Annotated in this window: 25 protein-coding genes; 11 read left to right on the forward strand and 14 right to left on the reverse strand. The window is 63.4% G+C overall.

The window, feature by feature from the left end; genetic code table 11:
- Window positions 1-8 precede the first annotated feature (8 nt).
- The 8 genes from BMY06_RS30820 to BMY06_RS30850 all read right to left on the reverse strand — a co-directional run bounded on the left by BMY06_RS30820 (window position 9) and on the right by BMY06_RS30850 (window position 8099).
- A complete protein-coding gene (locus tag BMY06_RS30820) occupies window positions 9-1610 on the reverse strand; it encodes a GMC family oxidoreductase (protein ID WP_065058816.1) in 1602 nt (533 codons plus the stop codon).
- A 12-nt stretch (window positions 1611-1622) separates the two neighbouring features.
- Window positions 1623-2180, reverse strand: a complete 558-nt coding sequence (locus tag BMY06_RS30825; RefSeq protein WP_074986912.1) for a sugar dehydrogenase complex small subunit — start codon at window positions 2178-2180, stop codon at window positions 1623-1625.
- A 194-nt stretch (window positions 2181-2374) separates the two neighbouring features.
- On the reverse strand, window positions 2375-2566 hold the full coding sequence (locus BMY06_RS39065) for a hypothetical protein (protein ID WP_124263269.1): 192 nt from the start codon (window positions 2564-2566) through the stop codon (window positions 2375-2377).
- A 163-nt stretch (window positions 2567-2729) separates the two neighbouring features.
- Window positions 2730-3824: a type II secretion system minor pseudopilin GspK gene (gene gspK / locus BMY06_RS30830; protein WP_074986913.1), complete on the reverse strand. Its 1095-nt coding sequence runs from the start codon at window positions 3822-3824 to the stop codon at window positions 2730-2732.
- A 2-nt stretch (window positions 3825-3826) separates the two neighbouring features.
- Window positions 3827-4513, reverse strand: a complete 687-nt coding sequence (locus BMY06_RS30835) for a PulJ/GspJ family protein (RefSeq protein WP_074986914.1) — start codon at window positions 4511-4513, stop codon at window positions 3827-3829.
- On the reverse strand, window positions 4491-4895 hold the full coding sequence (gspI, locus tag BMY06_RS30840) for a type II secretion system minor pseudopilin GspI (protein ID WP_074986915.1): 405 nt from the start codon (window positions 4893-4895) through the stop codon (window positions 4491-4493). The genes BMY06_RS30835 and gspI overlap by 23 nt, the downstream gene beginning before the upstream one ends.
- A gap of 47 nt (window positions 4896-4942) precedes the next feature.
- Window positions 4943-6373: a cytochrome-c peroxidase gene (locus BMY06_RS30845; RefSeq protein WP_074986916.1), complete on the reverse strand. Its 1431-nt coding sequence runs from the start codon at window positions 6371-6373 to the stop codon at window positions 4943-4945.
- Between the two features lie 100 nt (window positions 6374-6473).
- Window positions 6474-8099: a phospholipase C gene (locus BMY06_RS30850; protein WP_390970704.1), complete on the reverse strand. Its 1626-nt coding sequence runs from the start codon at window positions 8097-8099 to the stop codon at window positions 6474-6476.
- Here BMY06_RS30850 and BMY06_RS40305 point away from each other — a divergent pair.
- From BMY06_RS40305 to BMY06_RS30885, 7 genes are all read left to right on the forward strand, one after another.
- Window positions 8077-8277, forward strand: coding sequence for a hypothetical protein (locus tag BMY06_RS40305; protein WP_244144264.1), 201 nt, complete (start codon window positions 8077-8079; stop codon window positions 8275-8277). The genes BMY06_RS30850 and BMY06_RS40305 overlap by 23 nt on opposite strands.
- Window positions 8278-9109: 832 nt before the next feature.
- Window positions 9110-11227 (forward strand): secretin N-terminal domain-containing protein, encoded by a 2118-nt coding sequence (locus BMY06_RS30860; protein ID WP_080180879.1) that lies wholly within the window; start codon window positions 9110-9112, stop codon window positions 11225-11227.
- Window positions 11228-11393: 166 nt separating this feature from the next.
- Window positions 11394-12185, forward strand: a complete 792-nt coding sequence (locus BMY06_RS30865; protein ID WP_065058809.1) for a GntR family transcriptional regulator — start codon at window positions 11394-11396, stop codon at window positions 12183-12185.
- The gene (locus tag BMY06_RS30870; RefSeq protein ID WP_074986919.1) at window positions 12182-13918 is read left to right on the forward strand and encodes a fumarate reductase/succinate dehydrogenase flavoprotein subunit; all 1737 of its coding nucleotides are present in this window, start codon (window positions 12182-12184) and stop codon (window positions 13916-13918) included. The genes BMY06_RS30865 and BMY06_RS30870 overlap by 4 nt, the downstream gene beginning before the upstream one ends.
- Window positions 13919-13944: 26 nt before the next feature.
- A complete protein-coding gene (locus tag BMY06_RS30875) occupies window positions 13945-14190 on the forward strand; it encodes a 4Fe-4S dicluster domain-containing protein (RefSeq protein ID WP_065058806.1) in 246 nt (81 codons plus the stop codon).
- A 58-nt stretch (window positions 14191-14248) separates the two neighbouring features.
- Window positions 14249-15229, forward strand: a complete 981-nt coding sequence (locus BMY06_RS30880) for a HEAT repeat domain-containing protein (protein WP_074986920.1) — start codon at window positions 14249-14251, stop codon at window positions 15227-15229.
- Window positions 15226-15507 carry a DUF971 domain-containing protein gene (locus BMY06_RS30885; RefSeq protein ID WP_074986921.1) on the forward strand — a complete coding sequence of 94 codons (282 nt, stop codon included), beginning with the start codon at window positions 15226-15228 and terminating at the stop codon, window positions 15505-15507. The genes BMY06_RS30880 and BMY06_RS30885 overlap by 4 nt, the downstream gene beginning before the upstream one ends.
- A gap of 16 nt (window positions 15508-15523) precedes the next feature.
- On the opposite strand, the gene BMY06_RS30890 is transcribed toward BMY06_RS30885, so the two are convergent.
- Complete coding sequence (locus BMY06_RS30890) at window positions 15524-15919, reverse strand: hypothetical protein (RefSeq protein ID WP_074986968.1); 396 nt, start codon at window positions 15917-15919, stop codon at window positions 15524-15526.
- Between the two features lie 155 nt (window positions 15920-16074).
- On the opposite strand from BMY06_RS30890, the gene BMY06_RS30895 reads away from it, so the two are divergent.
- A complete protein-coding gene (locus BMY06_RS30895) occupies window positions 16075-17469 on the forward strand; it encodes a DHA2 family efflux MFS transporter permease subunit (RefSeq protein WP_074986922.1) in 1395 nt (464 codons plus the stop codon).
- A 4-nt stretch (window positions 17470-17473) separates the two neighbouring features.
- Here BMY06_RS30895 and BMY06_RS30900 read toward each other — a convergent pair whose 3' ends face one another.
- The 5 genes from BMY06_RS30900 to BMY06_RS30920 form a co-directional block, all read right to left on the reverse strand.
- Window positions 17474-18334, reverse strand: coding sequence for a mechanosensitive ion channel family protein (locus BMY06_RS30900; protein ID WP_080180881.1), 861 nt, complete (start codon window positions 18332-18334; stop codon window positions 17474-17476).
- A 209-nt stretch (window positions 18335-18543) separates the two neighbouring features.
- On the reverse strand, window positions 18544-20085 hold the full coding sequence (locus tag BMY06_RS30905; RefSeq protein WP_080180882.1) for a purine-cytosine permease family protein: 1542 nt from the start codon (window positions 20083-20085) through the stop codon (window positions 18544-18546).
- 157 nt (window positions 20086-20242) lie between these two features.
- Entirely contained in the window at window positions 20243-21166 is a 924-nt protein-coding gene (locus BMY06_RS30910; RefSeq protein ID WP_074986923.1) for a LysR family transcriptional regulator, read from the reverse strand.
- A gap of 19 nt (window positions 21167-21185) precedes the next feature.
- On the reverse strand, window positions 21186-22634 hold the full coding sequence (locus BMY06_RS30915; protein WP_074986969.1) for an NAD(P)/FAD-dependent oxidoreductase: 1449 nt from the start codon (window positions 22632-22634) through the stop codon (window positions 21186-21188).
- 301 nt (window positions 22635-22935) lie between these two features.
- Entirely contained in the window at window positions 22936-23283 is a 348-nt protein-coding gene (locus tag BMY06_RS30920) for a cupin domain-containing protein (RefSeq protein WP_074986924.1), read from the reverse strand.
- Window positions 23284-23533: 250 nt separating this feature from the next.
- Between BMY06_RS30920 and BMY06_RS30925 the strand changes: the two genes are divergently transcribed.
- From BMY06_RS30925 to BMY06_RS30935, 3 genes are all read left to right on the forward strand, one after another.
- Entirely contained in the window at window positions 23534-24376 is an 843-nt protein-coding gene (locus BMY06_RS30925; protein WP_074986925.1) for a helix-turn-helix transcriptional regulator, read from the forward strand.
- Between the two features lie 116 nt (window positions 24377-24492).
- Window positions 24493-25443: an agmatinase gene (gene speB, locus BMY06_RS30930; protein ID WP_065058795.1), complete on the forward strand. Its 951-nt coding sequence runs from the start codon at window positions 24493-24495 to the stop codon at window positions 25441-25443.
- 61 nt (window positions 25444-25504) lie between these two features.
- Complete coding sequence (locus BMY06_RS30935) at window positions 25505-26989, forward strand: aldehyde dehydrogenase family protein (protein WP_074986926.1); 1485 nt, start codon at window positions 25505-25507, stop codon at window positions 26987-26989.
- Window positions 26990-26991 lie beyond the last annotated feature (2 nt).

Here is a 26991-nt window from a genome sequence, read left to right on the forward strand (position 1 = left end):
CGCGCGCCTCAAGCATGCTTCATTTCGTCGATCAGCTTGTCGGCGAGACGCATCGACAATGCACACAGCGTCAGCGTGCAATTCACCGTGCCCGCGCTCGCCATCGTGCCGCTCGACGCGATGAAGAGATTCTCGTGATCGTGCGAACGCAGATCCTTGTCGACCACCGAATCACGCGGATCGTCGCCCATGATGAGCGTGCCCATGATGTGATTGTTGTTGAAGTACGAATCGTCGAAACGCACTTCCGTGCCGCCGAACAGGTCCGCGATATGCGCGTAATGACCGCGCGCGACCTTCGCCGCCCGATTGATGTAATCGTCGATGCGGTAATGCACTTCCGGACGCGCGATGCCCAGTTTGTCCTTGAATTCCGTGCTCGCTGTAATGCGGTTTTCCGGGTCCGGCAGAATGTCGAAGAAGCTGTTCACCACGACCCAGCGCGAAGCGTAGTCGCGAATCTTCTCGTCGAGTTCCGCGCCGTAGACGCCCTTCGAAATCAGATAATCGCTCACGGCGCGCATCGGCGAATAATTGCCGACGTTGAGTTTCATCGCCGAATATTCCGAACGGAATGCACCGTCGCGCAGATTGTTGATGCACGAGAGACGCATCGGGCCACGACCCGGCCACATCGGTTCCGCGGACAGGAACGTCACCGTCGTGCCCGGGTGATCCATCAGATTGCGGCCCACCTGGTCCGAGCTGTTGCCAATCCCGTTCTGGAATTTGTCGCTCTTCGAAATCAGCATGAGCTTGGGCGTTTCGATCGCGTTCGACGCCAGCACGAAAATCTTGCCGGTCACGCGCTGCGTATTGCCGTCCGGGTCCTTGTAATGGACCGCGACGATGCGCGCGTTTTCATCGTGCTCGATGCGATACACCACGGCGTTCGGCAGCAGACGCGCCTTCGCCGCTTCGGCCTTGCGGATAGCGGTTTCGCCCGTGTATTGCGCTTCGATCGGGCAGATCGGCATGCAGTTGCTGTTGCCGCAGCACGCGGGACGGCCGTCGAACGGCGCGGTATTGCGTGCCGCCGGTTCGGTTACGTGCTTGTAGCCCGCCTTCTCGACCACGTCCTTGAACTTCTGGTCGAAGTCCGAGAGCGGCAGCGGCGGATGCGGATACGGCTTCGAGCGCGGCGAACCGAGGTCCTCGGGACCGCCCACGCCCATTTCGACTTCGGCCTCGTAGTAATACGGTTCGAGATCGTCGTAACTGATCGGCCAGTCGCGGCCCACGCCATACAGCGTTTTCAGCTTCATGTCGTTGGGCAGCAGACGCCACGACTGCGCGGACCAATGCCACGTCGTGCCGCCGACCATGCGCAGATAACCGGCCTTGTACTGTTCCGGGCCGCGCTGCACGAGATAGTCGTTGCTCGGCGAATACTGCGGATGCGGCGCGTGCTCCGTGGGCGGATACGGCGACTGGAAATCCGACTTAAATGGACTATTCCGGTAATTTTCTACGATGCGCCAGCGCTCGATGCGCGGCCCCGCTTCGAGCATGAGCACGTCGATGCCCGCCTTGGCGAGCTTCTGTGCGATCTGACCGGACGCGATGCCGGCGCCGACGATCACGACGTCGGCGGATTGATTCGTTGCCATGGGATGCAGGGATCAGGAATGGGACAGCACTGGGGGCTTGGCCCAGTAGCCGGGCACGCCGCGCGCATAGCTCGGCATGACGATGACGTCCGCGATCGGCGGATACATGAGCGCCTGTTCGTAGGCGACGGTGCGTGCGTTCTTGCCGCTGCCGACCACGCCGAGATACCACGCGGTCATCACTTTCTTCGGCAGTTTGGCGAGCGCGGGCTGCGAGGCGTCCAGCACCGTTTGCAGGCCGTTTGCAGGGGTATTCGTGCGTACGACGAAGTCGTTGAGCTGTGCGATGATCGCACTCGCGTTGGCATCGTCGACCTTGAGTCCGGCGAGAATCGCGCGGCCGATTTCGACGTCGAGCGAAGTCTTGCCGGTCAGGTATTGCGAAAGCTTGATGAAAGCGGCGAAGTCGGCATCGGCGTTCGCGGCGGCGGCTTGCGCGTGGGCCGCGCCGATCGAAGCGATCGCACCGAGGCCGGCCACGCTCAGCGTCGCGAGCACGGTCGTGCCGATCAGGAATTGCCGCCGCGAAGGCGCGAACGGCTGGGACGGAGGTTGCTGTGGGGACGTCATCACGTTTCCAGATTGTGCATTCCGGCTGCGCCACGGCGCCTCGTCCGAATTGTCAAATCTGTACTAACTAGTTAAAAACGCGTGCAGTGTACTCGATGTGGCGGATTGGCGCACTCCCGCTTACAGAACAGCGTAGTGCAATTCCACCAAAGCGCCAAACCCCATTTCATTGGCGCCGTAAATCAGCGATGGCATTACCAGCCGGGGTCGCCGCCCTGGCAGGTCAGCGCGCATCCCAGCGCACTCACGGTGCCGACGGTGCCCAGTCCCATGCCGAGCGCGATATTGCCCAGCGTCGACGAGCAACCCTGAAACAGAGTGGAAGAAGCGATAAGCAGCAGCAGGAGAAGCCTACGCAGCGGTAGACCGACGATTGTTCGAGACACGGGGGTAGCCTGTTAGAAAGGGAGTTCGTGACGTCCTTTTTTGTAGTTTCAGCATACGCGCGCGTCGCGCGGACGAAATCGCAATCATCAAGCGAGAAACGAAACTACTTACCAAACATTTCCCGTCGCTTGCAATTAGCTTTCTTTATCCTGCCGATCTGATTCACGGCGCATCCTGCACCCGCACGATGCGCGTCTTGTGCGTCTGCGGATCGCGCCAGACGAGCGTGGTCCGGTCCACCTCCGCGCGTTCCTGCTGCACGCTGCCGTGAATAAAGAAATAACTGGTGGTGACGTCGTACAGCGACGAATCGAGCGACACGCCGTCCATGCCCGCCGCCTCGAGCGCGAGCGTCACGTCGCTCATGTTGCGGAAAAACACGGTCTGGCGCGCGGCGACGAAGGTCTGCGCTTTCGCCAGCGTCATGCCCGGCACGATCGCGGCCAGCACCTCGGCGCTCGCGGTGTTCATGTTCACCGGCGTCGCGTTCGGCAGTACCGTAATGAACGGACGCAGCCGCGCCACCGCACCCGGCGTGAAACCGGGGATATCGAGCAGCGCGTTCACATCGGTCATCAGCAGCGATGCCGTTGCGCTGTGTTCGTCGTTGTCATCGTCGATGCCGGGTTGATCGGTGAAGCTGTCGCCGTCACCTTGCGTTTGCGAGGATTGCGCCGTCGACGCGCTGCCGCCCGACGTGCTCGCATTTTCGAAGCGCGTGGCCGAATGAGAAAGCCCCGAGCGCACCGCCAACGCGGTCTTGTTCGCGAGTTGCTGGTTGATGCCGAGCAGTTGCAGCAAGCGCTGGAACGCCTCCAGTTGCGTGACGTTCACCTGCAGCACGCCCGGCGACGGATTCGACACGAGGCTGCGCAGATTGAAACGCGATTGCGCGTCTTCGACCGAGCCCGACAGCCAGGTCGATCCGACCTGGCCGCTACCCTCGTTCTCCATCCCGCCGAGAAAATGGCTCAACCGCGTGCGCGCCACGGGCGTGCTCCACAAGCCGCCCAGATAAGTTGCGGTCGGCATGGTGTCGGCTTCGGTGTGCAGGATCAGCCGCGTCCAGTCGAGCGCGCCGCGCGCGACCCATTGCGCCTGCACGATCAGCCGCTGGTCCTCGATGCGGCGGACCTGCACCTGCTCGCGCCACACGATGCCCGACACCATGACCGCCGATAGCGCCATGACCAGCAGCGCGGTGATGATGGCTGCGCCGCGTTCGCGCCGCTTTTTCAGGCGCTGCTTTAGCGGCATCGTCACTCTCCCACCAGAAACGCGCGGTCGATGGGCCGCGCGAGCGACGACGACCGGATACTGACCTTGAACCCGGCCACGGCGCGCGGCAACGGCATCGCGGCCAGTTGCGGAATCGTCAGATTGTTGTCGTTGGTTTCGATGGCGTTGCGCACGTCTGCCATCTGCATCGTCCAGCCGCCTGGCGGCACGAACATACGGACCTGAATCTCGCCGACGCCACTCATGAGCGGCACCGCCGTCCACGTGCTGTCCGCGCCGCTGCGCATCGCACGACGCACCTGGCCGAAATTGCGCAGCGGCGGCGACGCATAACGCGTCACCAGCCCATTGGCGACCTCATAACGCACCACTTGAAGACGCGGCGCGCGATCCTGCCCGACCGCATACGTGCGCACGATCTGCAGGCCCGAGCGTTCGGCGACGATCGCACTGCCGCCGGTTTCGTCATCGGAGACCGCTTGCCGCGCGTCGATGCGCATCTGATCGAACAACTGCGCAAATACGCGCTCGTCGTCCATCGAACGCGAGATCGCATCGCGGCCGCGCGCGATGGCGTCGAGTCCGCGCCAGGAAAGCACGGCGACCACCGCGAGAATCGCGATAGCCACCATCAGTTCGATCAGCGTAAAGCCGCGCGTACGCGCACGCGGTTTGGCGCGGCGTCTAGAGCGAGCGGTTATTTTCATCGTCGAGCATCGTCATGACTTGCGCCAGCGTTTCTTTGCGGCCTGGCGTCGTGACCGATATTTCCACGCGCCGGAATTGCGCGTTGGGCGTCGTGCTCACACGCTGCGTACACATCAGCGCGAGATTGCCTTCGGAGCAATCGAACTGCCGCACACCAGGCGCGGGCCACGCGTGCGTGAGGCGCAATTCCGTCAAGGCGTTATCGGCCGTCCAGCCCGCGAGCATGCGCCGATGTAATTCGGCATCGCTCGACGCCAGATTGCCGACCGCGCGCAGCGAAGCCGCGAGCGCCACGGCAATAATCGCAAGCGCGACGAGCACTTCGATCATCGTGAAACCGCGCGCGCGTCGATTGAAACGCCGGGATGCGCGCGTGGCCACGGATCCCGACGTGGCCTTTACGGAAACCGCACTCGAACACACTGCGCTCAATTCTTGTACCCGTCCGTCAACGTCTTCAGGAACGCGATGATGTCGTCGATATCCTGCTCGGACATCGCGGGTTTGTCGCCGAATTTACGATCGAACGGCGCGTCCGCCACATCGATATTCGCCGCGTATTTCGGCGGAATATCGTTGTACTTTTCCACCTTGCCCGCCGCATCGCGCGGATAGATCTTTTCCGGGCTCGTCTCGCGCAGATTATAAAAATCCATCACCTGTTTGAGGTCGCGATACACGCCGTTATGGAAGAACGTCTGACGCGTCGAGACATTGCGCAGCGTCGGCGTCAGGAACATGCCGCAATACTGCGTCTGAGTGGCGAGATCATGACGATAGGGACCGCAAACGCCCATGTCGAAAAACTTCGCGTCCTTGTTCTGCGCAAGCGCCGGATTACGCGGCACGCCCAATGCCTCGTATTGCGTATCGGTAAAGAGCGGCGGCAATCCATCGCGACCCGGCTGACTCAAATGGCAACCCGCGCAATTCGCCTTGTCCTGATTGTTGAACAGACGCAGACCGCGCAATTCCGCCGGACTCAAACGCGCTTTGCCTTCGAGCCATTCGTCGTATTTGCTGTTGAATTCATGGAACGAGGCATCTTCGATCTGATAGCGACTGACGGCCGACATCGCTTCATCGACCAACATCATCGGCGAATGCAGCATCGCCGGTCCAAAGAGCTTCTTCAGTTTCTCGGCATAACCGCCGCGCAATAATTTTTGAGCGACTTCGGCTTCGCTCGTATTCGCCATTTCCACCGGATTGAACAGCGGCCCCATTGCCTGCGCCTGCAAGGTATCCGCGCGGCCGTCCCAGAACAGCCCGCCTTGCGGCACCATCGCGGGTGCGGCGGGCGCGACGCCGGCGTTCTTCTGCGCGCGCGCCACGCCTTGCGCCTGCTGTGCCGTATCGGTGAGGCTCACCGGCGTCGTGTCCATATCCACGGGATCGGGGCCGATGCTGAAGTTCGCCTGACGATACAGATAGGTCAGCGACGGCGGCGGCCGGTAACCCTCGAGCGTCAGATGCTCGCCGCCCAACTGCACGGCGAGCGCGTTCGGCGGACCATAAGCATGCTGAGGGCTATGGCACGACGCGCAAGACTGCGTACCCGACGCGGAGAGCGACGGATCGTAGAAAATCTGTTTGCCGATTTGCGCCAGCAAGCTCAATGGCGCATTCTGCGGCCGCATCAGATGAACCGGGTGGGGATTCACGCCAAACTCGTTTTCGAGCATTTCGCCGACGGCTTTCGGCATACGCTCCGGATGCATGAACGCGTAGGCCGCGCACGTCATCATCAGCAGAACGGCCAGCGCGCTCCAGAGCACGAGGCGATATCGGCGCGGCGCGCCCGCATTCTGCGAGCCATGCGCGGTCAACGGCGGAACAACATTCGAGCTTGAATTCATGGCGAGAACAACGAAAAGATAAACAGCAAAAGTGCGAAAAGCGAGTCGGCGTCCTGCGCCAACCCGCTGCTCAGACCACGCGTCGAGCGTGGCCGTGCCGCTAGTTCGTCACCGATATGGCCGGCGCCGAAGACAGCTTCGTGCCGTAGTTCGAATCCAGATACAGCTTGCCGGTATTGCCACTGCCGCTGAAATTGAACATCGCGGTGATACTGCCCGCCGTATCGTCGAACGAACCGCTGCCGATGCGCGTGCCGCCCAGCCAGTTGTCTTCGATAAAGCGCGTGACCGACGCCTGCGTAATCGCCGTGCTATCCACGTAATTGCTGCGCGCCCACGGCGAAATCACGATGAACGGCGTGCGCGTGCCCGGGCCGCAACGGCCGTTGACCGGCGAACCCGTCACGCCCAGCGGCGCCGTGCCCGTACCGCAGGTGCTCGTGCCGTTCAGGTAGTCGTTGCTCGAATACGAGGAACTCGTCGGCGTGATGTACTGGTGGTCGTACCAGCCGTCCGAATCGTCATAGGCGATGATGACGGCCGTGTTCTTCCAGTCCGGCTGTTCTTCGAGGAAGTTCACGACGTTGGTCACGAACGCCTGCTCGTCGAGCGGATCGGAATTACCCGCGTGCGCGTCCTGCACCGCCGGCGCCTTCAGGAAACTCACCGACGGGAAATTGCCGGCCTTCACCGCCGTGTAGAAGTCGTTGATGTCGTACTGGTGATGCACCGGCGTGGACGTGCTGTCCTTCGGTTCGGTGTAGCCGATATAGGCCGTCGAGGTCGGGCGCGTGTGCGCGGGATTCGAGGTCGTCGTGTAGTACTGGAACCACGCGTGGTGCGGCACATAATCGACAATCGACGAATTGAGCACCGACGAATACGTGCTGCGCGTGCAGCCGGTCGTGCCGTTCGCGTTGACGGTGTCCAGATTGAAGCCGCCCATGAAGCCGCCCCACGTAATGCCCGCCGAATTCAGCAGATCGCCGATATTTTTGTTCGACGACGACATCGCGGCCGTGACCGTCGTGCTGCTGTCGTTCGAGATCGTGCAGGCGTCGTTGGTGGGATCGAGGTCGCCAATCAGCGAGAAGCCGTCCGCGCCGTCGGCAATCGCCTGCGTGCTCAGCGACGTGCCGCTCGAAATGGTCGTGCTGTTGGTGCTCGTGCCCGTCGTCAAGGTCACACCGTTGGTCTGACCGGAGATGACTTCAAGCGCGCCCGGCGTGGACGGACCGAACGTGCCCGTATAGGCGTTGTCGTTCATCGCGAACTGCTGCGCGTAGTTCCACATCGCGGTGACGGTATTGCCGTCGAAATAGCCCATCACCATGCCCTTCGTGTCGAACACGCCGGAGCCGGTCGTGGTGGCTTTACCCGTGTAATACGGGAATTCGTCCATCGCGCCGTTGTCTTCGGCTTCCTGCTCGGGGCTGTAATTGTGGTTCTGCGAAGCGGTATTCGCCTGCGAACGGTCGATACGGAACGGCTCGAGATAGGCGGCCGTAATGCCCGAAATCGTGAGATTCGTGGCATTGTATGAATTCGGGTTGTCGGTCAGCAGCGTGGTGGTCAGGCCATTGACCGTCGGCGTGCCGGAAGCCGCCGTGAAGGCCGGCTCGCCCGACGGATTATCCGCGTTCGGATAAGTCCCGAAGTAATGATCGAATGACTGGTTCTCACCGTAGATCACCACGAGATGCTTGATCGGCGTCGCGGTGGTCAACGCATCTTGCGCGCTGACGGTGGTGCTGTTCGTGCTGCTGCCGCACGCGGCTAGCCAGCTTGCAATCGCAGCCAGTGCGATGGCTGTCACTTTTCGGCGCATCAAAATCCCCTTCTTTTACGTTGATTTACTGTTTTTGAATGACCACTGCTTCGCTCTTTTCGCAGCGCGGGAATGATGCATTGCCAATGTGACGTCGAAACGTATCGAATATTTCAGGTACAACACCGGTTATTCACGATTCTTTCCAGATGCATTCCTTCCAAAAAAATACGGGTTTGAAAGCGTAAAAGCGTGCTGCGCGTTGTCATGTTTCCAAGCAATACTGCGCTTCGCGCAACGAGATTTAAACCGTTGCGCGATCAACGACGTAAGAACACGAGTTAATCAATCAGGAGGAGCGTCTCGTGAAGTTCAAAGCCTTGATTGCATGCGTTGTATTGGGCGGTGCCGCCGTGAGCGCCATGGCCCAGTCCTATCCGGGCGGCGGCGATTCAAACGGTGCGCCGCCGCGTCCGCCGTGCGGTGTTCCGCCGCCTGGACCGCCGCCGGGCCACCCGCCGTCCGACGACGCCAACTCGCATTTCGACGGCGCCACGCCGCCGCATCATCCGGATGGTCCTCCGCCCAACGGGCCGCCGCCCGATTGCCACCAGAGCGCGAATTGAAGCGCACGCCGACCGCACCGGTCGGCGTTGGACACCTGCTTACGCTTTCCACCTATTCACTACATCCGCGTAATAAATAGCGGGCGAAATCATCGTGGATAGAAATATTCATTAATTTTCATTCCCACGAATCGTCACTGTTCAGCCACGCGAAAAAAATAGACTTCGTCGCTCCAGAGAATTCAGTCAGTTACGCCGCGCATGTCCGATTAGATTTCAGGCGACGCCCGCTTCACGCTCTCGTCAGCCGAAGCACCCCGTTATTCGCAGTGCGATTCAAACCTATTACCGTGGCTCGCCCCTAAGCCAATGCTTGCACACCTTCTCGACGCCCACGCGACCATGACAGCTCTTCAACGCGATCCGGCGCCGCGCATTTCCGTATTGCGCTCGACCGCGGCGCGACTCGCCGCAGCCGCCTGCTTCGCCATTTACGCGCACGCCGCCGACGCTTCCGTCGTCATGAACTTCGCGCACGCGGACATCAGCGTCGTGGCGCGCGCAATTGGCGAAGCCACGGGCAAAACCATCATTGTCGACCCGCGCGTCAAAGGCCAGTTCGACCTGGTCTCGGCCAATGCGGTGCCCGACGACGAAGCGCTCAAGACCCTGCAATCGGCGCTGCGCATGCGCGGCTTCTCGCTGTTGCAGGACCACGGCGTGCTCAAGATCGTGCCGGAAGTGGACGCAAAGAATCAGGGCGTGCCGACTTACGTGGGCAATGAACCGGTCGCGCGCGGCGATCAGGTCATCACGCAGGTGTTTCAGCTGCATCGCGAGTCGGCCGCCACGCTGCAACCGACGTTGCGGCAACTGGTGACGCCCAACAACACAATCACCGCGAACGCAAGCAACAACACGCTCGTCGTGACCGATTACGCCGACAACGTGCGTCGCATCGCGACCATCATCGCGGGCATGGAAGCGGCGTCCGCGCCGCACATCGCGGTCGTGCAACTGAACTACGCCGACGCCACCGATGTCTCCCAGCAAGCCACGAAAATGCTGGATCTGAGCGGCATCGGCAATAACGATCCGACGCAGAAAGTCGTGGTCACGCCCGACACGCGCAGCAATGCGGTGTTGTTGCGTTCGAGCAGCGCGGCACGGCTGGACGAAGCGCAATCGCTGATCGTCAAGCTCGATACGCCCACGCGCGCGCCCGGCAATATCCATATCGTCACCTTGCGCAATTCCGATGCGACCGATCTCGCCAAGACGCTGCGCCAGATCCTCGGCCAGTCAAGCGGCAGCAGCGATTCGCTCGCGAGCGCGCTCGGTAGCAACGCACAGAGTTCATCGGGGCTGCCCAACAGCAATGGATCGTTGCCGCCGTTGCCGAGCGGATCGGATACGTCGTCGACCAAGAGCACGAGTTCGTCCACTTCGGGCAATTCGAGCGGCAGCGGTTCAGCGGATGCGCATTCCAGCGACGATCAAAGCGACAAAGGCAGCAACGAAATCGTCGCCGACACGTCGACTAATTCGCTGATCATCACCGCGCCCGATCCGGTGTTTCGCAATCTGAGCACCGTGATCGCGCGACTTGATCAACGCAAGGTTCAGGTCTATATCGAATCGCTGATCATGGAAGTCACCTCGGAAAAAGACGGTGAATTCGGCATTGAATGGATGACGACATCCGGCCTTGAATCGCTGGCTGAAACCACGACCGACGTGGGCGTGGTGGCGGGATTCGGCAATATTCTCGGCACCAAGGGCTTATTTCGCGCGCTGCAAACGAATTCCGATGTGAACGTGCTGTCCACGCCGAGTCTCGTCACGCTCGACAATCACGAGGCGCGCATTCTCGTGGGCAGCAACGTGCCGATCGAATCCGGTTCGTATTCCACGAGTTCGTCGAGTTCATCGGCGGCGAATGCGTTCAATACGTATTCGCGCACCGACGTCGGCATTATTCTGAACGTGAAGCCGCGCATCAACGAAGGCGGCACGGTCACCATGCAGGTCTATTCGGAAGATTCGAGCGTCGAGAGCGGCACCGGCGATCAATCGGGCGGCTATACCATCGACAAGCGTTCGTTGCAGACCACCATTCTCGCGGACGATGGGCAGATCGTGGCGCTCGGCGGCCTCATCAGCGACAGCTATACGAACGGCAACACGCGCACGCCGTGGATCTCGAAGATTCCGGTGCTCGGCGCACTGTTCCGGCACGAAACCAAGAGCCGCGAGAAGAAGGATCTGCTGATCTTCCTGCGGCCCGTCATCGTGCGCGACGGCGCGACACTTCAGGCCATCGCCGCCGATCGTTATGGCTATATGCAGGCGCGCTCGGCCAACTACAAATCCGATAACTGGCTGGTCAAGGACGACACGGTGCCCGCGCTGCCCGCCCTGCAAGGGCACGACGGCGAGATCGTCGATCTGACCCGCGTGCGCCGCGCGGCGGTTCTGCCGCCCGCCACGGACGGCGTGCCGCCCTCCATCGCGCCGTAACCCGCCGGCGAACCAACCCGGCGCGGCCGCCAGGGGCCGCGGCGCGCGCAAATAGCGCGGCGGCACATCCTTAGCAGAAATCCTTCGTTTGCGGCCCAGGCGGCGTTGCCTACACTGCGGATCATCTTGTCATAACCAGTCCGCGATACGCCGCCCCCACAAGCCGATGGCCAATACCAATCTCGTCGAGCTGGCGCCCCAGCCGCTCTATGCGCAGATCAAGGAGACACTGCGCGCGCGCATTCTCGACGGCGCTTATCCGCCGCACAGCCGCATGCCGTCCGAACACGAACTCTGCGCGATGTTCGGCGTGAGCCGTATCACCGTGCGTCAGGCGCTCGGCGACCTGCAAAAAGAAGGGCTCGTCTTCAAGCTGCATGGCAAAGGCACGTTCGTCTCCAAGCCGCGCGCGTTCCAGAACGTGACTTCCCTGCAAGGTTTCGCGGAAGCGATGTCGTCGATGGGCTACGAGATCGTCAATCAGTTGCGGCGCTTTCGCGTGACGAAAGCCGACCGCCATATCGCCGCGAAACTCGGCCTGCCTGAAGGCGCGAACGTGACCGAAATTCGCCGCGTGCGCCTGCTCAATCGCGAACCCGTTTCGCTCGAACTCACGTGGTTGCCCGAGTCGCTCGGCAAGCGTCTCGCGAACGCCGATCTCGCCACGCGCGACATCTTTCTGATTCTTGAAAACGATTGCGGCGTCGCGCTCGGCCACGCCGATGTGTCGATCGACGCCATGCTCGCCGACGATGAAATCGTCAACGCGCTGCGCGTGGAAGAAGGCAGCCCCGTGCTGCGCATCGAACGCACCACGCACGACGCGCAGGGCACGCCGATCGACTTTGAATATCTCTACTTTCGCGGCGACGCATTCCAGTACCGCTTGCGCGTGGACCGCGAGAAAGCCGCTCAACCGCGAGCGCGCGGCCGTTCGCAAACGAGGAAAACGCAATGAATACCGAAGTGCTCGACTACGACGTCGTGGTGATCGGCGGCGGCACGGCCGGCCCGATGGCGGCGATCAAGGCCAAGGAGCGCAATCCCGCACTCAGGGTGCTCGTGCTCGAAAAAGCGCATGTGAAGCGCAGCGGCGCGATTTCGATGGGCATGGACGGCCTGAATAACGCCGTGATTCCGGGCCACGCCACGCCCGAGCAATATACGCGCGAAATCACCATCGCGAACGACGGCATTGTCGATCAGGAGGCCGTGTATGCCTATGCGAAGCACAGCTTCACGACGATCGAGCAACTCGACCGCTGGGGCGTGAAATTCGAAAAGGATGGCAATGGCGATTACGCGGTGAAGAAGGTTCATCACATGGGCGCGTATGTGCTGCCCATGCCCGAAGGCCACGACATCAAGAAGATTCTGTATCGGCAGCTCAAGCGCGCGCGCATCGAGATGACGAATCGCATCGTCACCACGCGCCTGCTGACCGACGCACAAGGCGCTGTTTGCGGCGTGCTCGGCTTCGACTGCCGCACGGCGCAATTCACGGTCGTGCGCGCGAAAGCCGTGATTCTCTGCTGCGGCGCGGCGGGACGCCTTGGCTTGCCCGCGTCCGGCTATTTGATGGGCACGTACGAGAATCCGACCAATGCCGGCGACGGTTATGCCATGGCGTATCACGCGGGCGCGGCGCTCGCGAATCTCGAATGCTTCCAGATCAATCCGCTGATCAAGGATTACAACGGCCCCGCGTGTGCTTACGTGACGGGACCGCTCGGCGGCTTCACGGCGAATGGTAAAGGCGAACGCTTCATCGAATGCGATTACTGGAGCGGCCAGATGATGTGGGAGTTTTACCGCGAACTGCAAAGCGGCAACGGACCGGTATTCCTGAAACTCGATCACCTCGCCGAAGAAACGATTCAAACCATCGAGCAGATTCTGCACACGAACGAGCGGCCGAGTCGGGGGCGTTTTCATGCGGGACGCGGCACCGATTATCGCGAGCAGATGGTGGAAATGCATATCTCCGAAATTGGCTTTTGCAGCGGCCATAGCGCCTCGGGCGTGTATGTCGATGCGCGCGCGCAAACCACGGTGCCGGGTCTTTATGCGGCGGGCGACATGGCGGCCGTGCCGCACAACTATATGCTCGGCGCGTTCACCTACGGCTGGTTCGCCGGAGAAAACGCCGCGGAATATGCTGCAAGCCGCGAACACGCGCCGCTCGATAGCGAGCAGGTCGAAGCCGAACGCGCGCGCATTTACGCGCCGCTCGAACGCGCGGACGGTTTCGCGCCCTCGCAAGTCGAATATAAATTGCGCCGCATGGTGAACGATTATCTGCAACCGCCGAAAGCGACGCGCAAAATGGAAATTGGCTTGCAACGCTTCGAGGCGATCGAAGAAGATATCGGCGCAATCAAGGCCAACAATCCGCATGAATTGATGCGCGCGGCTGAAGTGCGTGCGATTCGCGACTGCGCGGAAATGGCCGCGCGCGCGTCGCTGTTTCGCACCGAGAGTCGCTGGGGTCTGTATCACCATCGCGTGGACTTTCCGCAGCGCGACGACGAACAGTGGTTCTGCCACACGCATTTGCGCAAGGACGAAGCGGGCCGCATGGTCAGCGAAAAGCGCCCCGTCGAGCCGTATATCGTGCCGGTTTCGAACGACGAGCGCGGCGCGTACGACCGCATGCGCATCCAACGCGAAGAAGCACTAGTCACGCACTAATCGCCGGCCGCCATCAGGAAACGATCATGAGCTTCACGCCCCACGACATTTTTCAGCGCAGCAGCGCGCCGGTGACCATCGACGAAGAACGCTGCATTGCGGATAAAGGCTGCACGGTTTGCGTCGACGTCTGCCCGCTCGATCTACTCGCCATCGACACCTCGAAAGGCAAGGCATACATGCAATTCGACGAATGCTGGTATTGCATGCCCTGCGAGCGCGATTGCCCGACCGGCGCGGTGAAAGTCGATATTCCCTATCTGCTTCGATAGCGATGGAGACGCATTCGACGATCGCCCGCCCATCGCCATTAATTAGCCATCCTGTTCAATGATTGATCCGACTCTCACCGATCTGCCGCCCGAAGCCGCCGCCGTGCTCGCGCGGCTCGCCAGCGAAGACGCAACCGTGCGCCGGATTGCCGTGCTCGATATTGGCGACCTCCAAGCGCCCGAGCTTGTCGGCGTGCTCGTCGGCACGTTGCGCGACGACGCCGCGCCGGAGGTGCGCCGCGAAGCGGCCACCGTGCTGGCGTCGTGGGAAAGCGAAGACGTGACCGAAGCGCTCTGCGCTGCGCTGCTCGACGCCGACGACAACGTGCGCGACGCGGCGGCGCAAGCGCTTTCGGAACTCAAGGACGCCACGTCCGCGCCGGTATTGCGCCGCTGGGCGCAGCGCCCCGAACCGTTCGTGCGGCGCGCGGCGCTACGCGGCCTGCGCGAGTTGCGTGACGCAAGCGCCTTCGAACCGGCGCTCGACGCACTCGCCGACACTCATGCCGACGTGCGCCTCGAAGCGGTAGCCGTGCTCGGCTGGCTCAAGGATGCGCGCGCCCTGCGACCGCTCGCCAACGTCGCCGCACACGACACGCAAGCGGTCGTGCGCCGCGCCGCCACCGGCGCGCTGGGTTTCGGCCCGATCGACGACGCCACGCTCGGCGACGCCCTGCTGCATGCGCTGCGTGACGCCGACTGGCAGGTGCGCGAGGAAGCGGCCACCACGCTCGGCAAGCTGCCCGTGGCGCGCGCGCGCGATCCGCTGATCGCAGCGCTCGCGGACGATTACTGGCAAGTGCGCCTGCGTGCCGCGCGGGCGCTCGGTCGCATGGGAGACGTGCAGGCTGCGTCCGCCCTGATCGCGCTGCTCGACCACTCGATCAGCAATTTGCGCAAGGAAGCGGCGCTGGCGCTCGGCGAACTCGAGACGTCCGAGGTCATCGCGCCGTTGCGCGCGGCGCTCGAAGACCGCGATCCGGAAGTGCGCAAAGCGGTGCGCATCGCGTTGCAGCAGCGCGAAGGACGGACGCCGTGAACGCGCCGGTCGAACTACGCCAGGCGCGCGACGCGCTCTCGCTGGTCTGGCCGAACGGCGACGTGCAGCGCATCGCGCACGCCGCGTTGCGGCGCGCCTGCCCGTGCTCGGCGTGCAGAAGCACGCGCCTCGCAGGCGGCGTAATCGACGTCGCCGACGATGTCACGGTGCGCGATATTGCGCCGATGGGTTACGGCGTGCAACTCGTATTCAGCGACGGCCACGATCGCGGCATTTTTCCGTGGCCCTGGTTCGAAGCGTTCAGCGCAAACGGCTAAACGCGGTTGCCGTTCTTCAGTCTTCGCACTTGATGTCCTGCTTGCGCACGACGATGATCGCCGGAAACGTGCCGTGTTCCAGCTCGATCTTCGCGACCACGGTGGTCGTCACGCTGTCGCTGTCGTCATAAATGCTGACTTTATCGTTGCGCAGATTCGTGAGACCCACGCAATTCTTCGCGCGGCTATCGTCGGTGACGTCGCACTGGATCTGGTGGTCCGAGAAGTATTTGTAGCGATCGCGCTCGGGCAGCGCGAGGTACTCGCTCATGCTCGACGCCGCGCCGCCCACGCCGCTGACGGTGCCGATCGAGCACGATTGTTGCGCCGCGTTACCGGCGCCTTGCGCGTAGGCGAGCGTGGCGCCAGTCATCGAAAGCGTGGCGAGAGCGAAGGCGGGAAAGAATTTCATGGCGCGCATGCGTTTGCAATACCGGAAGTGAGTCGAAGTGAGGCATTGTAATGGCATCGCGCAGGCGCGGCCCGCAGGCGCACATGGACTTGCCAGCCGCGCGGCGAATGGTCATGCTTGCGGCTGATCCGAACCCACGCCCGCCAAACGCCTTCATGACCGATCCGCATTCACGCCCCACTGCGGCGGACCGCATCGCCCCCGCCGTCTGGAAAGTCGCGGCGGTGGTGTCGCTCGGCTCGTTCATGTCGCAAATGGACTCGACGCTCGTGAGCGTGTCGCTGTCCACCATCGGCCACGCACTTGACGCGCATCTCGCCTCCGCGCAATGGATCGTGACCGGCTACCTGCTGGCGATGGCGCTCACGCTGCCGCTCAACGGCTGGCTCGTCGACCGTGTCGGCGCAAAACGCCTGTACGTATTCTGCTTTTCCACCTTCACGTTCGCTTCGGCGCTGTGCGGCCTCGCGCACAGCATGAGCGCGCTGATCGCGGCGCGGCTCTTTCAGGGGCTGATCGCGGGCATCCTCGTGCCGATGGCGCAGATGATGATCGGACGCGTCGCGGGTAAACATCTCGAACGCGTGATGGGTTACGCCACGCTGCCGATTCTGCTCGGGCCGATACTCGGTCCGATGCTGGCCGGTGCGATTCTCGCGCGCGCCGAATGGCCGTGGCTCTTTTTCGTCAATGTACCGATTGGCGCGATGGGTGTGGCGATGGCCTGGCGTTTGCTGCCGCGCGATGCGGATACGCACGCGCGGCGCAACTTCGATTTCCTCGGCTTCGCGCTGATTTCGCCGGGCCTCGTCGCGCTCGTGTATGGCTTGCAGAACGCCGCGCGCGGCGAGGGACAACGCTGCGTGCTCGCGGGTGCGCTGTTGCTCGCGGCATTCATCGCGTACTCGCTGCGCAAGCGCGACGCCGCGCTCATCGACGTGCGTATTTTCTCCACGCGGGTCTTTTCGATTGCCGCCGTCACGCAATGCTGCGCGAACGGCATGCTGTTCGGACGCCAGCTCGTCGTGCCACTGTATTTGATGCTGGCGTGCGGACTGAGCGCGGCGCAGGCGGGCACGCTGCTCGCAGCGACGGGCGTCGGCATGATGGCCGCGTTCGCGGTGCTCGGGCCATTGACGCAGAAGTTCGGCTGCCGCGCGCTGGCTGCCGGCGGCGCGCTGCTCGCTTGCGTGGCCACGCTCGTGTTGGCGTGGATGGCCGCGCACACGTATTCCACGGCGTGGGCGTTCGCGAGTCTGGTGCTCGCCGGATTCGGCCAGGGCACGATTAGCGTGCCGTCGATTTCGGCGGCTTACGCCTCGTTGCCGAAAGCGAATTTGCCGACCGCCAACACTGCGTTGAACATCGCGCAGCGCATCGGCGGCCCGCTCGCGACGACGATGATTTCGCTGACCGTTGCGCTCGCGATGCGCGACACGTCGGTCGCGCAGTCACAGCATTTCGTGCCCGCGTTCGTGTTGCTCGCCGCGCTGCACGGCCTGTGTCTGCTCGCGACGCTGGGCCTGCCGGTGCGTGTGATTCGGCAATAAGCGCTTATGAATGCGACAGCGCCGCGTCCGCCTCTTCGTGCTCAAGCGGCTTCGTCGCGCCCTTCACCGCAATCCCCGCAGCCGCCAGCGCGTCGCCCGCATGTTCACGCAGATCGTCGGTCGCAAACACCGCGTCGGGGTTTCGCACCCACACGCTCATGCGCAGCCGAACGCCGCCGTCTTCCGGATAACGATCGACGACGATCGCCGGTGCGAGCGTCGTGCCCGCCAGCACGCGCGGTTCGTCGGCGATCATTTTCTTGAGCGCGCCAATCGCCGCATCGACCTGTTCGCGCCGCGCGAGATCGATCGTCACGTCTATGCGCTGCGTGCCGCCGCTGCTGTAGTTGATGACCGGATTGCTCCAGATCTGACTGTTCGGCACAAACACGGCGTTGCCGTCGCCGCGTTCGATACGCGTCGTGAACAGTCCCACTTCGCGCACGATGCCCGCCGCCGCGCCGCTGCCTTCGATCACGTCGCCCGCGCGAAACGGCCGCAAAAAAAGCAGCATGATGCCCGCCGCGATGTTCTGCAGCGTGCCTTGCAGCGCGAGCCCGATGGCCAGACCCGCCGCGCCGAGCGCCGCGAGCACGCTCGCCGTTGCAATGCCCACTTCGCTCAGCGCGGCCACGATCGCGATCACGCGCACGGCCCACGCCATGATGCCGGCGAGCATCGGTGCGAGCGTCGGGTCCGCGTGCGAGCGCGCCAGCATGTGCTCGGACAGTTGCGCCACGCGATTCGAAATCCACCAGCCCACTGCGAGGATCAGCGCCGCCACGACCAGATGCACGACATCGTGCGTCGCCGAATCGAGCAGCGTAGGCTGCAAATGAAACAGTCGATTGAAAAAATCTTCCATGGTCGATCACCAGCCCGTTGCAAAAAATTGCGCAAAAAGGACGCGAGCCTGCACTGCACCCCACGCCGCGTAACGCGGCGATCAAACGGGGCCAGTCTGCAAGCTCGCACTGGTGATATCGGAGCAGGTCCCATGCCTGCGTCTTTCGATGCGGTTACATCATTCGATACACGCGCCGCACACGCGTTTCGTGAACAGCCTTCAGATCCTTACTCTGCGTATTCACGATTGGCCGCGAAATTGGGCACGCTTTCGTGTTCTTTGCGTTCTTCGCGCACAACACGCGTGCCGCGCACGAAGCGTCGGCCGTGCGGGCCATACACCGCTTCCGGTTCCGGAAAGAGCGACAGCATCGCGAGATACAGCAGGCCGCCGACCGCGAACGAAATCGGCACGCTCAGATCGCAGCCGCCCGCCAGCGAGCCGAGCGGCCCGACGAACTGACCCGGCAGATTCACAAACGAGAGGCCAATGAATGCAGCAGGCAGCCACGCACCCATCGCACGCAGATTCCAGCCGCGCGTGAACCAGTAATGACCGCCGCGACCGCCGCGATTGAAGACCTGCAGATCGTCGGCGAGATAGAAGCCGCGTCGCTGCATGAAGCCGATCACCATGATCGCCATCCACGGGCAGCTGAACGTGCAGATGAGCGTCGAGAACGTCGACACGCTTTCCACCAGATTGAACGCGAAGCGGCCGATGAAGATGAACGCAATCGCCAGCGTGCCGATCAGCAGCGTGGCGCGCACGCGGTTGAGGAACTTCGGGAACATGCTCGACATGTCGAGGCCCGTGCCGTACAGCGCGGTCGTGCCCGTCGACATGCCGCCGATAATCGCGATCAGGCACATCGGCAACAGGAACCAGCGCGGCGACACGGCCAGCAGCCCGCCCACATAATCGTTCGACGTGATGTAGCTCGGTGCGTGCGTGGCGATGATAGTCGCCGTCGCCAGGCCGAAGAAGAACGGCACGAAGGTCGCGATCTGCGCGGCGTAGACGGCGCCCATCACGCGGCGACGCGGAATGGTCTCGGGAATGTAGCGCGCCCAGTCGCCGAGCGTCGAAGCGAACGACACCGGATTGCTCAGCGCCACCAGCGTCGCGCCGATGAAAGCCGCCCAGAATCCCGCGCTGCCTTGTTGCAGCGTGCCCGCGTAGTGAAAATCGAAAGTCTTCGCGAAGGCGAAGGCGCCGAGAATGAACATCAAACTCGCGGCCCACACGGCGATCTTGTTCACCCACAGCATGAAGCGGAAACCGTAGATGCACACGACCAGCACGAGCACGGCGAACACCATGTAAGCCGAGCCGAGCGTCCAGCCGTTCACGGGCACGCCCACCATGTTGTGCGCGCCGCCGACGAGCGCATCGCCCGAACTCCACACCGCGAGCGAGAAGAACGCAATCGAGGTGAGCAGCGCGAGAAACGAGCCGACGATCCGGCCATGAATGCCGAAGTGCGCGCCCGACGAAACCGGATCGCTGGTGCCGTTACGCGGACCGAACGAACTCATCGGCGCGAGCATGAAGGTGCCCGCCAGGACGCCGATCACGATCGACCAGAGGCTCGCCTGAAACGACAGCCCGACGAGCACCGGAAACGCGCCCAGGACGGAAGTCGAAAAGGTATTGCAGCCGCCGAACAGCAGCCGGAAAAGATCGATGGGACGCGCGTAGCGCGAAACGTCGGGAATGCGTTCGAAACCGAATGTTTCGATCTGCGTAATGCTCGTGTTGTCAGCCATGTGTCTCACTCCTTGCGCATCGATGCGATGCGCTGTCTTCACCTTGACGGTCACTCTAAATCACGCGAGTGCGCGCCATATTGCGTATTCGAAACGTTCACATCACGCGTGGCCAATGTATCGATGCGGGCGCGATACAGCGGCCACGCGGTGCTTCTCAGGCCGCCGCGCGCTCCCCTCCGTGCGCGCCATAAACGTTGAGCAAGTCCTCGCAAAACGCGCGCACGATGGGCTTGTCGACGGTGCCGCGTTTGGTCGCGAGATGCAGCGGCACGTCGAAGCCGAAGGCCGCGCGTCCGAGCACGCGTATCAGGCCGCGCTGTTCGAACGGCTCCGCGTGATGCTCGGGCAGATAGCCGAGATGACTGCCCGAGAGAATCAGCACCGTGGCCGCGTCGATGCTGTCCGCGATAGCCGTGACCTGGCGCTCGCCGATGCTCGCGAGTTCCTCGGGCACCGGATAGCTGCGCCAGATCCAGTCATGCGTGCGCAGATCGTCGAGCGTCGCGTTGGGCGCTTCGTGAAAGAGCGAATGCCCGCGCCCGCAGCAGATCACCTGACGCTCGCTGAAAAGTTCGGTGTAATCGAGCCCCGGCACGCGATGCCAGAAGTAACCAATCGCCAGATCGAGCTGATGATTGACGAGGCTTTCTTCAAGCTCTTGCGGCGGCGCGACGCGCATGGCGAAACGCACGGCCTGATCGCGCTTGCGAAACGCGCCGATCGCTTCCGCGAGGCGCGCGTTCTCCACATGCGAGGCCTGGCCGATCAAGCCGATCGACAGCGTGCCGACCAGCTTGCGATCGATGTCACGCACCTGCGCGACGAATTGCGAGGTCGCCGAAAGCAGCGCGCGCGCCGACGCCACGAAGCGCTCGCCTTTCGACGTGAGACGAAAGCCGCCGCGACCGCGCTCGCATAGCGTAAAGCCCACGCGCGCTTCGAGCGCCGAGAGCTGCGAGCTGATGGTGGACTGCCGCACGCCGAGTGTGGCTTCGGCGGCGGTGATGCCGCGCGCGTCCACGACGGCCAGGAAGACCCGCACGAGTCGCAGGTCGAGATCGGAAGTATTGGAGAACATGCCGCTGCGCCGCCGTCACTTACATGGGGAAACCCATCGCCTTGATGCCCTTGATCCAGGCGCGCTTCCAGCCGCCTTCGGCATCGGCGCCGTCGAACGCATGGAAGGTCACTTTCGCGGCGAGCCAGCGCACCGGCTCCGGCGGGATATACGTGGGGCTCTGATTGGCGATGTCGAGCGTGCGCTCGGGGCTCTGGCGATCGAACAGAATGTTCAGGCCCATGAACGCGCCGAAGCGGCTCGCGGCCACGCCGAAACCCGTGTAGCCCGCGACGAACACCGCCTTGTCGCCGAGATAACGCTTGGCGAACACCGAGCCGCGTGAGCAGTAATCGATCGGACCGCCCCACGCGTGCGAGAAACGCACGTCGCCGAGTTGCGGAAAGGTCTTGTAGAACGCCTGCGCGAGACGGTAATAGGTTTCGCGCTGCTGGTCCTGCTGCGGATCCGGATTGCCGTCGAAGTGATAGCTCACCAGGCCGCCGAAAATGATGTTGTTGTTCTTCGTGAGGCGGAAATAATTGAGCTGCGTGCGCGTGTCGTAAATGCCCTGGCGATTCTTCCAGCCGATGCGCGCGAGTTGTTCGTCGGTGAGCGGCTCGGTGGCGAGCACGTGATCGCGCACCTGCAGCACGCGGCGGTTGATATCGGCGATGCCCACCTTCGCGGTGCCGCTGCCGAACAGCACGCGCTTCGCGCGCACGCTGCCTTCGGGCGTCTTCACGAACACGCTCTCGCCTTCGTCGGTCACGCTCGTGAGCGGGCTGTGTTCGTAGAGCCGCACGCCGAGTTTGAGCGCCGCGCGCTTGAGTCCCCACGCGAGCTTCGCCGGATGCACGATGCCGCTGCGATTGCGCGACCAGAGCGCGCCCGCGAACAGCGGCGAATTCAGTTGCTCGCGCGTGGCCTGCTCGTCGAGCATCACGACGTTGTGGCCGTATTCGGTGTGCAGATCGTAATCGGCCTGCAGATGCGCGACGTGCTCGGGATCGACGGCCACGGTCATTTCGCCGTTCCATTCGATATCCGCGTCGATGTCGTAGCGCTTGAGCGTCTCTTCAAAACCGTCGAGATTGCGCTGGCCGAATTCTTCGAGTTCGGCGATGTCGTCGGGGAATACGCGCACTGCGTTCGGCAGGCCGTGCATCACCGAAGTCGAGATGATGCCGCCCGCGCGGCCCGATGCGCCATGCGCGACCTGGCCCGCTTCGATCAGCACCACGTCGAGTTCCGGCATCTGCTCCTTCGCCTGCACCGCGGCCCACAAACCCGTGAAGCCGCCGCCGACGATCAGCAGATCGGCGCGCGTGTCGCTCGTTAGCTTCGGCTCGGCGGGCGGTTCGGCCGGATTGTCGAGCCAGTACGGAAACAGCCGGGTGCGGGCGAGCGCTTCTTCCACGCCCAGCGCGACCGGCTGGCGCGCGGCGGGACGTGCCGTGCCCGTAGCGACGCGCGCATCGGCGGGCATGCCCGCTTCGAAGAGTTGGGCGCGGTCATTCATGATGCGTCTCCTCTTCCGGTGCCGATGCGGCGCAATGCAGCGCGTCGCGTTGAAACCGGCTGTTCGTGACGGGGACAACGGGGACGGAAGCCCGCGCGCCGCAGGCGGCGGGCGAGACAGGGCGATTCGCGGTGGGGCTCATGATGGCTTCGCTGCTTGAGGCGGGTTGAGGCGGGTTGAGGCGGGTTGAGGCGGAACTGAAGCGATACGTAAAGCGACATTCGAATCAAGCCGCGCCGCCCACACGAGGACGGCGCGGCTTGCTGAATTACTGCTGCGGTTCGAGCAGGACGTAGAACTTCTTCGCGTCCTCGACCGTTTCCCAGCGGCCGGCGAAACCGGCGGGCAGCAGATAGCCCTGGCCCGCGGTGAATTCCTTGCGGCCGCCGTTCACGTCGGTCAGCGCGATCTTGCCTTCGACGAGCCACACGGCTTCGTCGGCGCCCGTGGCCGGGAATTCGACCGCGCCGACCTTGCCTTCCCACCAGCCCACCACGTAATTGCCGCTCTTGCCTTCGGCGCCACGCCAGTCGCCTTCGTCCATGCCGTAGTCGAGCTTGGTGTAATCGCCCAGACCTGCGCCCAGTTCCTTGACGTCGTGAATCAGCTTGCTCATGTTGGTTTCCTTCGATGTGTCGGTTTCAAATGATTCGGTGGCGCCAAAGTTACCGACTCGCGAGGCGACGGTATGCCCCCCCTCAGGGGGGGCAATATGCCTTTTGCGGCATTTTCGTCATGTTTCCAGGGTTTTCCCTTGCTCGCGCTTGCCTGTTGCCGCAACGGCGATCGATGCGTGCAAATCCCCGCCTCGCGGGGCGTTCCGCCCTTCGGCTATAATCGATTCGCCTTGTTTTCCGGTGCGCGCCATGCTGCTCAACGTCCCCCCGCACCCCGATTCCGCGAATTTCCCCCTCTCGTTCAAGACGCTCGGTCAGGTGATCGAAGCCGTCGGCACGCCCGATTTCGTGCCGCGCCTCACGCTGCTGCTCAACGAAATCGTGCCGCTCAACGTCGTGCATATCGAACGCTCGCGCGTCGACAGCAGCATGCCCACGGGCTTTCGCTGCGAATGGATCGGCAGCAGCGGCGTGGGCGTGGACAGCGGCACGATTTCCGACGTGATGACGCTCTACTACGACCGCTTCTACGAAAGCGATCCGCTGTTCGCGGGCATTCGCGGCAAGGTGGGCACGCTGCTCGTGGTGCGCGACATCGGCGCGATTCCGCCGGGCGAATTCCGCCAGCGTCTTTTCGACGAGGCGCTCATCGCGCACGAATGCGTGCTCGCGCGCGGCACGCGCCACGGCCAGCATTCGATCGCGCTCGAACGCGCCCTCAATGCGCCGCCGTTCACGCTCGCCGAGATGAACCGCTTTCGCAACGTCAGCGACTTTCTGTTTCCGCTGCTCGAATTGCACGCGACCACCAGCGCCGCGCGGCGCGTCGCGCATCCGACTTCGTTTCTGCATCCGCTCGCGCAATTCGATGCGCGCATCGCCGCCGACGCCATTCGCCTCTCGAAGCGCGAATACGAAATCTGCGCGCACCTCATCACGGGCCGCACGGTGCCCGAAGCCGCCGAAATTCTCGGCGTACGCACCGCCACGGCCGAGTCCTATGTGAAGCGCGCCTTCGCCAAACTCGGCGTGCGCACCAAGCGCGAACTGGTGGGCTGGGGCCAGGCTTGCCCCCGTTTGCAGGGCGCCTAACGCGGCTTTTGCATCGATCGACGTCGATGTAAACATCTCCACTTCGTAATTCGCGCGACGCGCGTCTCGCCTACCATCGCCCGATCGTCATCACTTCAAGATCGGAGACACAGGACATGCAGCGCGAACTCAACCAGCCGCTCGGCGGCAACGACATGCCGCGTTTCGGCGGCATCGCCACCATGATGCGGCTGCCGCAAGCGACCCGCACCGAAGGCCTCGACGCGTGTTTCGTCGGCGTGCCGCTCGACCTCGGCACCTCGAACCGCTCGGGCGCGCGCTTCGGGCCGCGTCAGATCCGCTCGGAATCGGTGCTGCTGCGTCCCTACAACATGGCGACGCGCGCCGCGCCGTTCGACTCGCTGCAAGTGGCCGATATCGGCGACGTCGCCACGAATCCGTACGATTTGAAGGACTCGATCCGCCTGATCGAAGCGGCCTACGACGAGATCGTCGCGACCGGCTGCCGGCCGATCACGCTCGGCGGCGACCACACGATCGCGTGGCCGATCCTGCGCGCGCTGCACAAGAAGTACGGCAAGGTCGCGGTCGTGCACATCGATGCGCACGCCGACGTCAACGACACCATGTTCGGCGAGAAGATCGCGCACGGCACGCCGTTCCGCCGCGCGGTGGAAGACGGCCTGCTCCAATGCGACAAGGTCACGCAGATCGGTCTGCGCGGCACCGGCTATCACGCCGACGACTTCGACTGGTGCCGTCAGCAAGGTTTCACCGTCGTGCAAGCCGAGGAATGCTGGAACAAGTCGCTCGCGCCGCTGATGGCGCAGGTGCGCGAACGCGTGGGCGACACGCCCGTGTATCTGAGCTTCGACATCGACGGGCTCGATCCGTCGTTCGCGCCCGGCACCGGCACGCCGGAAGTGGGCGGGCTCACCGTGCAGCAGGGCCTCGAAATCGTGCGCGGCATGAAGGGCCTCAACGTGGTGGGCGCCGACCTCGTGGAAGTCTCGCCGCCGTATGACCAGGCCGGCACGACCGCGCTGGTGGGCGCGAACCTCGCGTTCGAAATGCTCTGCGTGATGCCGGGCGTCGCGTACCGCTGATACGCGCGTCGATGCGCACGATTACGCCCAACTCCGGCTCGATTCTCAACGGACACTCATCATGACCACCGTCACTCCTCTTCGCCGCGACGGCGGCCCGTTCGTGCTGCCCGCCGCCTTCGTTGCGGGCGCAACGATGCACGCCGACGACGCCAGACATGCCACCGCCATCCACAACGCCTCGACCGGCGAAACGATCGGCTGGCAGGAACCGGCGAGCGCCGCTCAGATCGACGCCGCCGTGCGCGCCGCGCATGACGCACTCGGCGCATGGCGCGCGACCCCGCCCGCCGCGCGCGGCAAGCTGCTGCGCAAGATCGCCGAACTGATCGAAGCGGACCGCGCGCGCCTCGCCGCGATGCAGATGCAGGTGAGCGGCAAGCCGCCGTTCGAAGCCGATCTCGACGTGAGCGACGCCGTCGCGACCTTCACGTATTACGGCGACCTGTGCGCGGAAACCGGCGCGTTCGCACTCGAAACGATCGCGCTGCCCGACGAGACCGTCACAGGCGAGCGCTATTACGAAGCGGTCGGCGTGGCCGCGCTGATCGTGCCGTGGAATTTCCCGATGGTGACGACCGCGTGGAAGCTCGCGCCCGCGCTCGCGGCGGGCTGCACCGTGGTGCTGAAACCGTCCGAGCTGACCTCGCCGGTCGAACATCTGCTGGCGCAGATCGTCAGCGAAGCGGGTGTGCCCGATGGCGTGGTCAATCTCGTCAACGGCGGCGGCGAAGTGGGCGCGCAGCTCACGGCGCATCCGCTCGTCGACAAGATTTCATTCACGGGCAGCACGGCCGTGGGCCGCAAGGTGATGCAGACGGCCGCGCTGGACATGAAGCGCGTGACGCTCGAACTGGGCGGCAAATCCGCACTGATCGTGCGCGCCGATGCGGACATCGATCATGCGGTTTCGCTCGCGGTGAGCGGTGCGTTCGCGAACGCCGGACAGATGTGCTCGGCGACGGCGCGCATTCTCGTGCAGGACGACGTCTACCGCAAATTCATGGCCGCGTTCGAGACGGCGGTGCGTGCGGTCTGCGTGGGCGCGCCGGATGTCGAGCAGGTTTCGATGGGGCCGCTGATTTCGCCGGCGCAGCGCACGCGCGTGCAGGCGCTGGTTGAACAGGGCGTGGCGGCGGGCGCGCAGATCGCCTTCAGCGGCAACACGGACCGCGCGCGCGGCGCGGGCTTTTTCATGGCGCCCGTGGTGGTGGCCGAGCCCGACGCCGACAACGTGTTGTGGACCGATGAGGTGTTCGGGCCGGTTGCGTGCGTGAAGTCGTTCCGCACCGACGATGAAGCCATCGCGCTGGCCAACGCTACGCGCTATGGACTCGTGGCGACGGTCGTGACGCAGGACGCCGGGGCGCAACGCCGCTACAAGGCGGAACTGCGCGCGGGCCTCGTCTGGATCAACACGCCGCAATTGATCTTTCCGCAGGTGTGCTGGGGCGGAATGGGCTTGAGCGGCATCGGGCGCGAACTGGGGCTCGCGGGTTTGCGCAGCTATCAGGAATTGCGGCACACGGTGGCCGCTGCGGGCTAATC

Origin of the sequence: Paraburkholderia tropica (assembly GCF_900109265.1) — a bacterium.
GTDB classification, from domain to species: Bacteria; Pseudomonadota; Gammaproteobacteria; order Burkholderiales; family Burkholderiaceae; genus Paraburkholderia; species Paraburkholderia tropica.

Excerpts from the sequence above, each read along its gene's own strand:
- BMY06_RS30820 (WP_065058816.1), bottom strand. The coding sequence starts at position 1,610 with ATGGCAACGAATCAATCCGCCGACGTCGTGATCGTCGGCGCCGGCATC.
- BMY06_RS30825 (WP_074986912.1), bottom strand. The coding sequence starts at position 2,180 with ATGACGTCCCCACAGCAACCTCCGTCCCAGCCGTTCGCGCCTTCGCGG.
- gspK (WP_074986913.1), bottom strand. The coding sequence starts at position 3,824 with ATGCCGCTAAAGCAGCGCCTGAAAAAGCGGCGCGAACGCGGCGCAGCC.
- BMY06_RS30835 (WP_074986914.1), bottom strand. The coding sequence starts at position 4,513 with ATGAAAATAACCGCTCGCTCTAGACGCCGCGCCAAACCGCGTGCGCGT.
- BMY06_RS30845 (WP_074986916.1), bottom strand. The coding sequence starts at position 6,373 with ATGAATTCAAGCTCGAATGTTGTTCCGCCGTTGACCGCGCATGGCTCG.
- BMY06_RS30860 (WP_080180879.1), top strand. The coding sequence starts at position 9,110 with ATGACAGCTCTTCAACGCGATCCGGCGCCGCGCATTTCCGTATTGCGC.
- BMY06_RS30865 (WP_065058809.1), top strand. The coding sequence starts at position 11,394 with ATGGCCAATACCAATCTCGTCGAGCTGGCGCCCCAGCCGCTCTATGCG.
- BMY06_RS30870 (WP_074986919.1), top strand. The coding sequence starts at position 12,182 with ATGAATACCGAAGTGCTCGACTACGACGTCGTGGTGATCGGCGGCGGC.
- BMY06_RS30875 (WP_065058806.1), top strand. The coding sequence starts at position 13,945 with ATGAGCTTCACGCCCCACGACATTTTTCAGCGCAGCAGCGCGCCGGTG.
- BMY06_RS30880 (WP_074986920.1), top strand. The coding sequence starts at position 14,249 with ATGATTGATCCGACTCTCACCGATCTGCCGCCCGAAGCCGCCGCCGTG.
- BMY06_RS30890 (WP_074986968.1), bottom strand. The coding sequence starts at position 15,919 with ATGAAATTCTTTCCCGCCTTCGCTCTCGCCACGCTTTCGATGACTGGC.
- BMY06_RS30895 (WP_074986922.1), top strand. The coding sequence starts at position 16,075 with ATGACCGATCCGCATTCACGCCCCACTGCGGCGGACCGCATCGCCCCC.
- BMY06_RS30900 (WP_080180881.1), bottom strand. The coding sequence starts at position 18,334 with ATGGAAGATTTTTTCAATCGACTGTTTCATTTGCAGCCTACGCTGCTC.
- BMY06_RS30905 (WP_080180882.1), bottom strand. The coding sequence starts at position 20,085 with ATGGCTGACAACACGAGCATTACGCAGATCGAAACATTCGGTTTCGAA.
- BMY06_RS30910 (WP_074986923.1), bottom strand. The coding sequence starts at position 21,166 with ATGTTCTCCAATACTTCCGATCTCGACCTGCGACTCGTGCGGGTCTTC.
- BMY06_RS30915 (WP_074986969.1), bottom strand. The coding sequence starts at position 22,634 with ATGCCCGCCGATGCGCGCGTCGCTACGGGCACGGCACGTCCCGCCGCG.
- BMY06_RS30920 (WP_074986924.1), bottom strand. The coding sequence starts at position 23,283 with ATGAGCAAGCTGATTCACGACGTCAAGGAACTGGGCGCAGGTCTGGGC.
- BMY06_RS30925 (WP_074986925.1), top strand. The coding sequence starts at position 23,534 with ATGCTGCTCAACGTCCCCCCGCACCCCGATTCCGCGAATTTCCCCCTC.
- speB (WP_065058795.1), top strand. The coding sequence starts at position 24,493 with ATGCAGCGCGAACTCAACCAGCCGCTCGGCGGCAACGACATGCCGCGT.
- BMY06_RS30935 (WP_074986926.1), top strand. The coding sequence starts at position 25,505 with ATGACCACCGTCACTCCTCTTCGCCGCGACGGCGGCCCGTTCGTGCTG.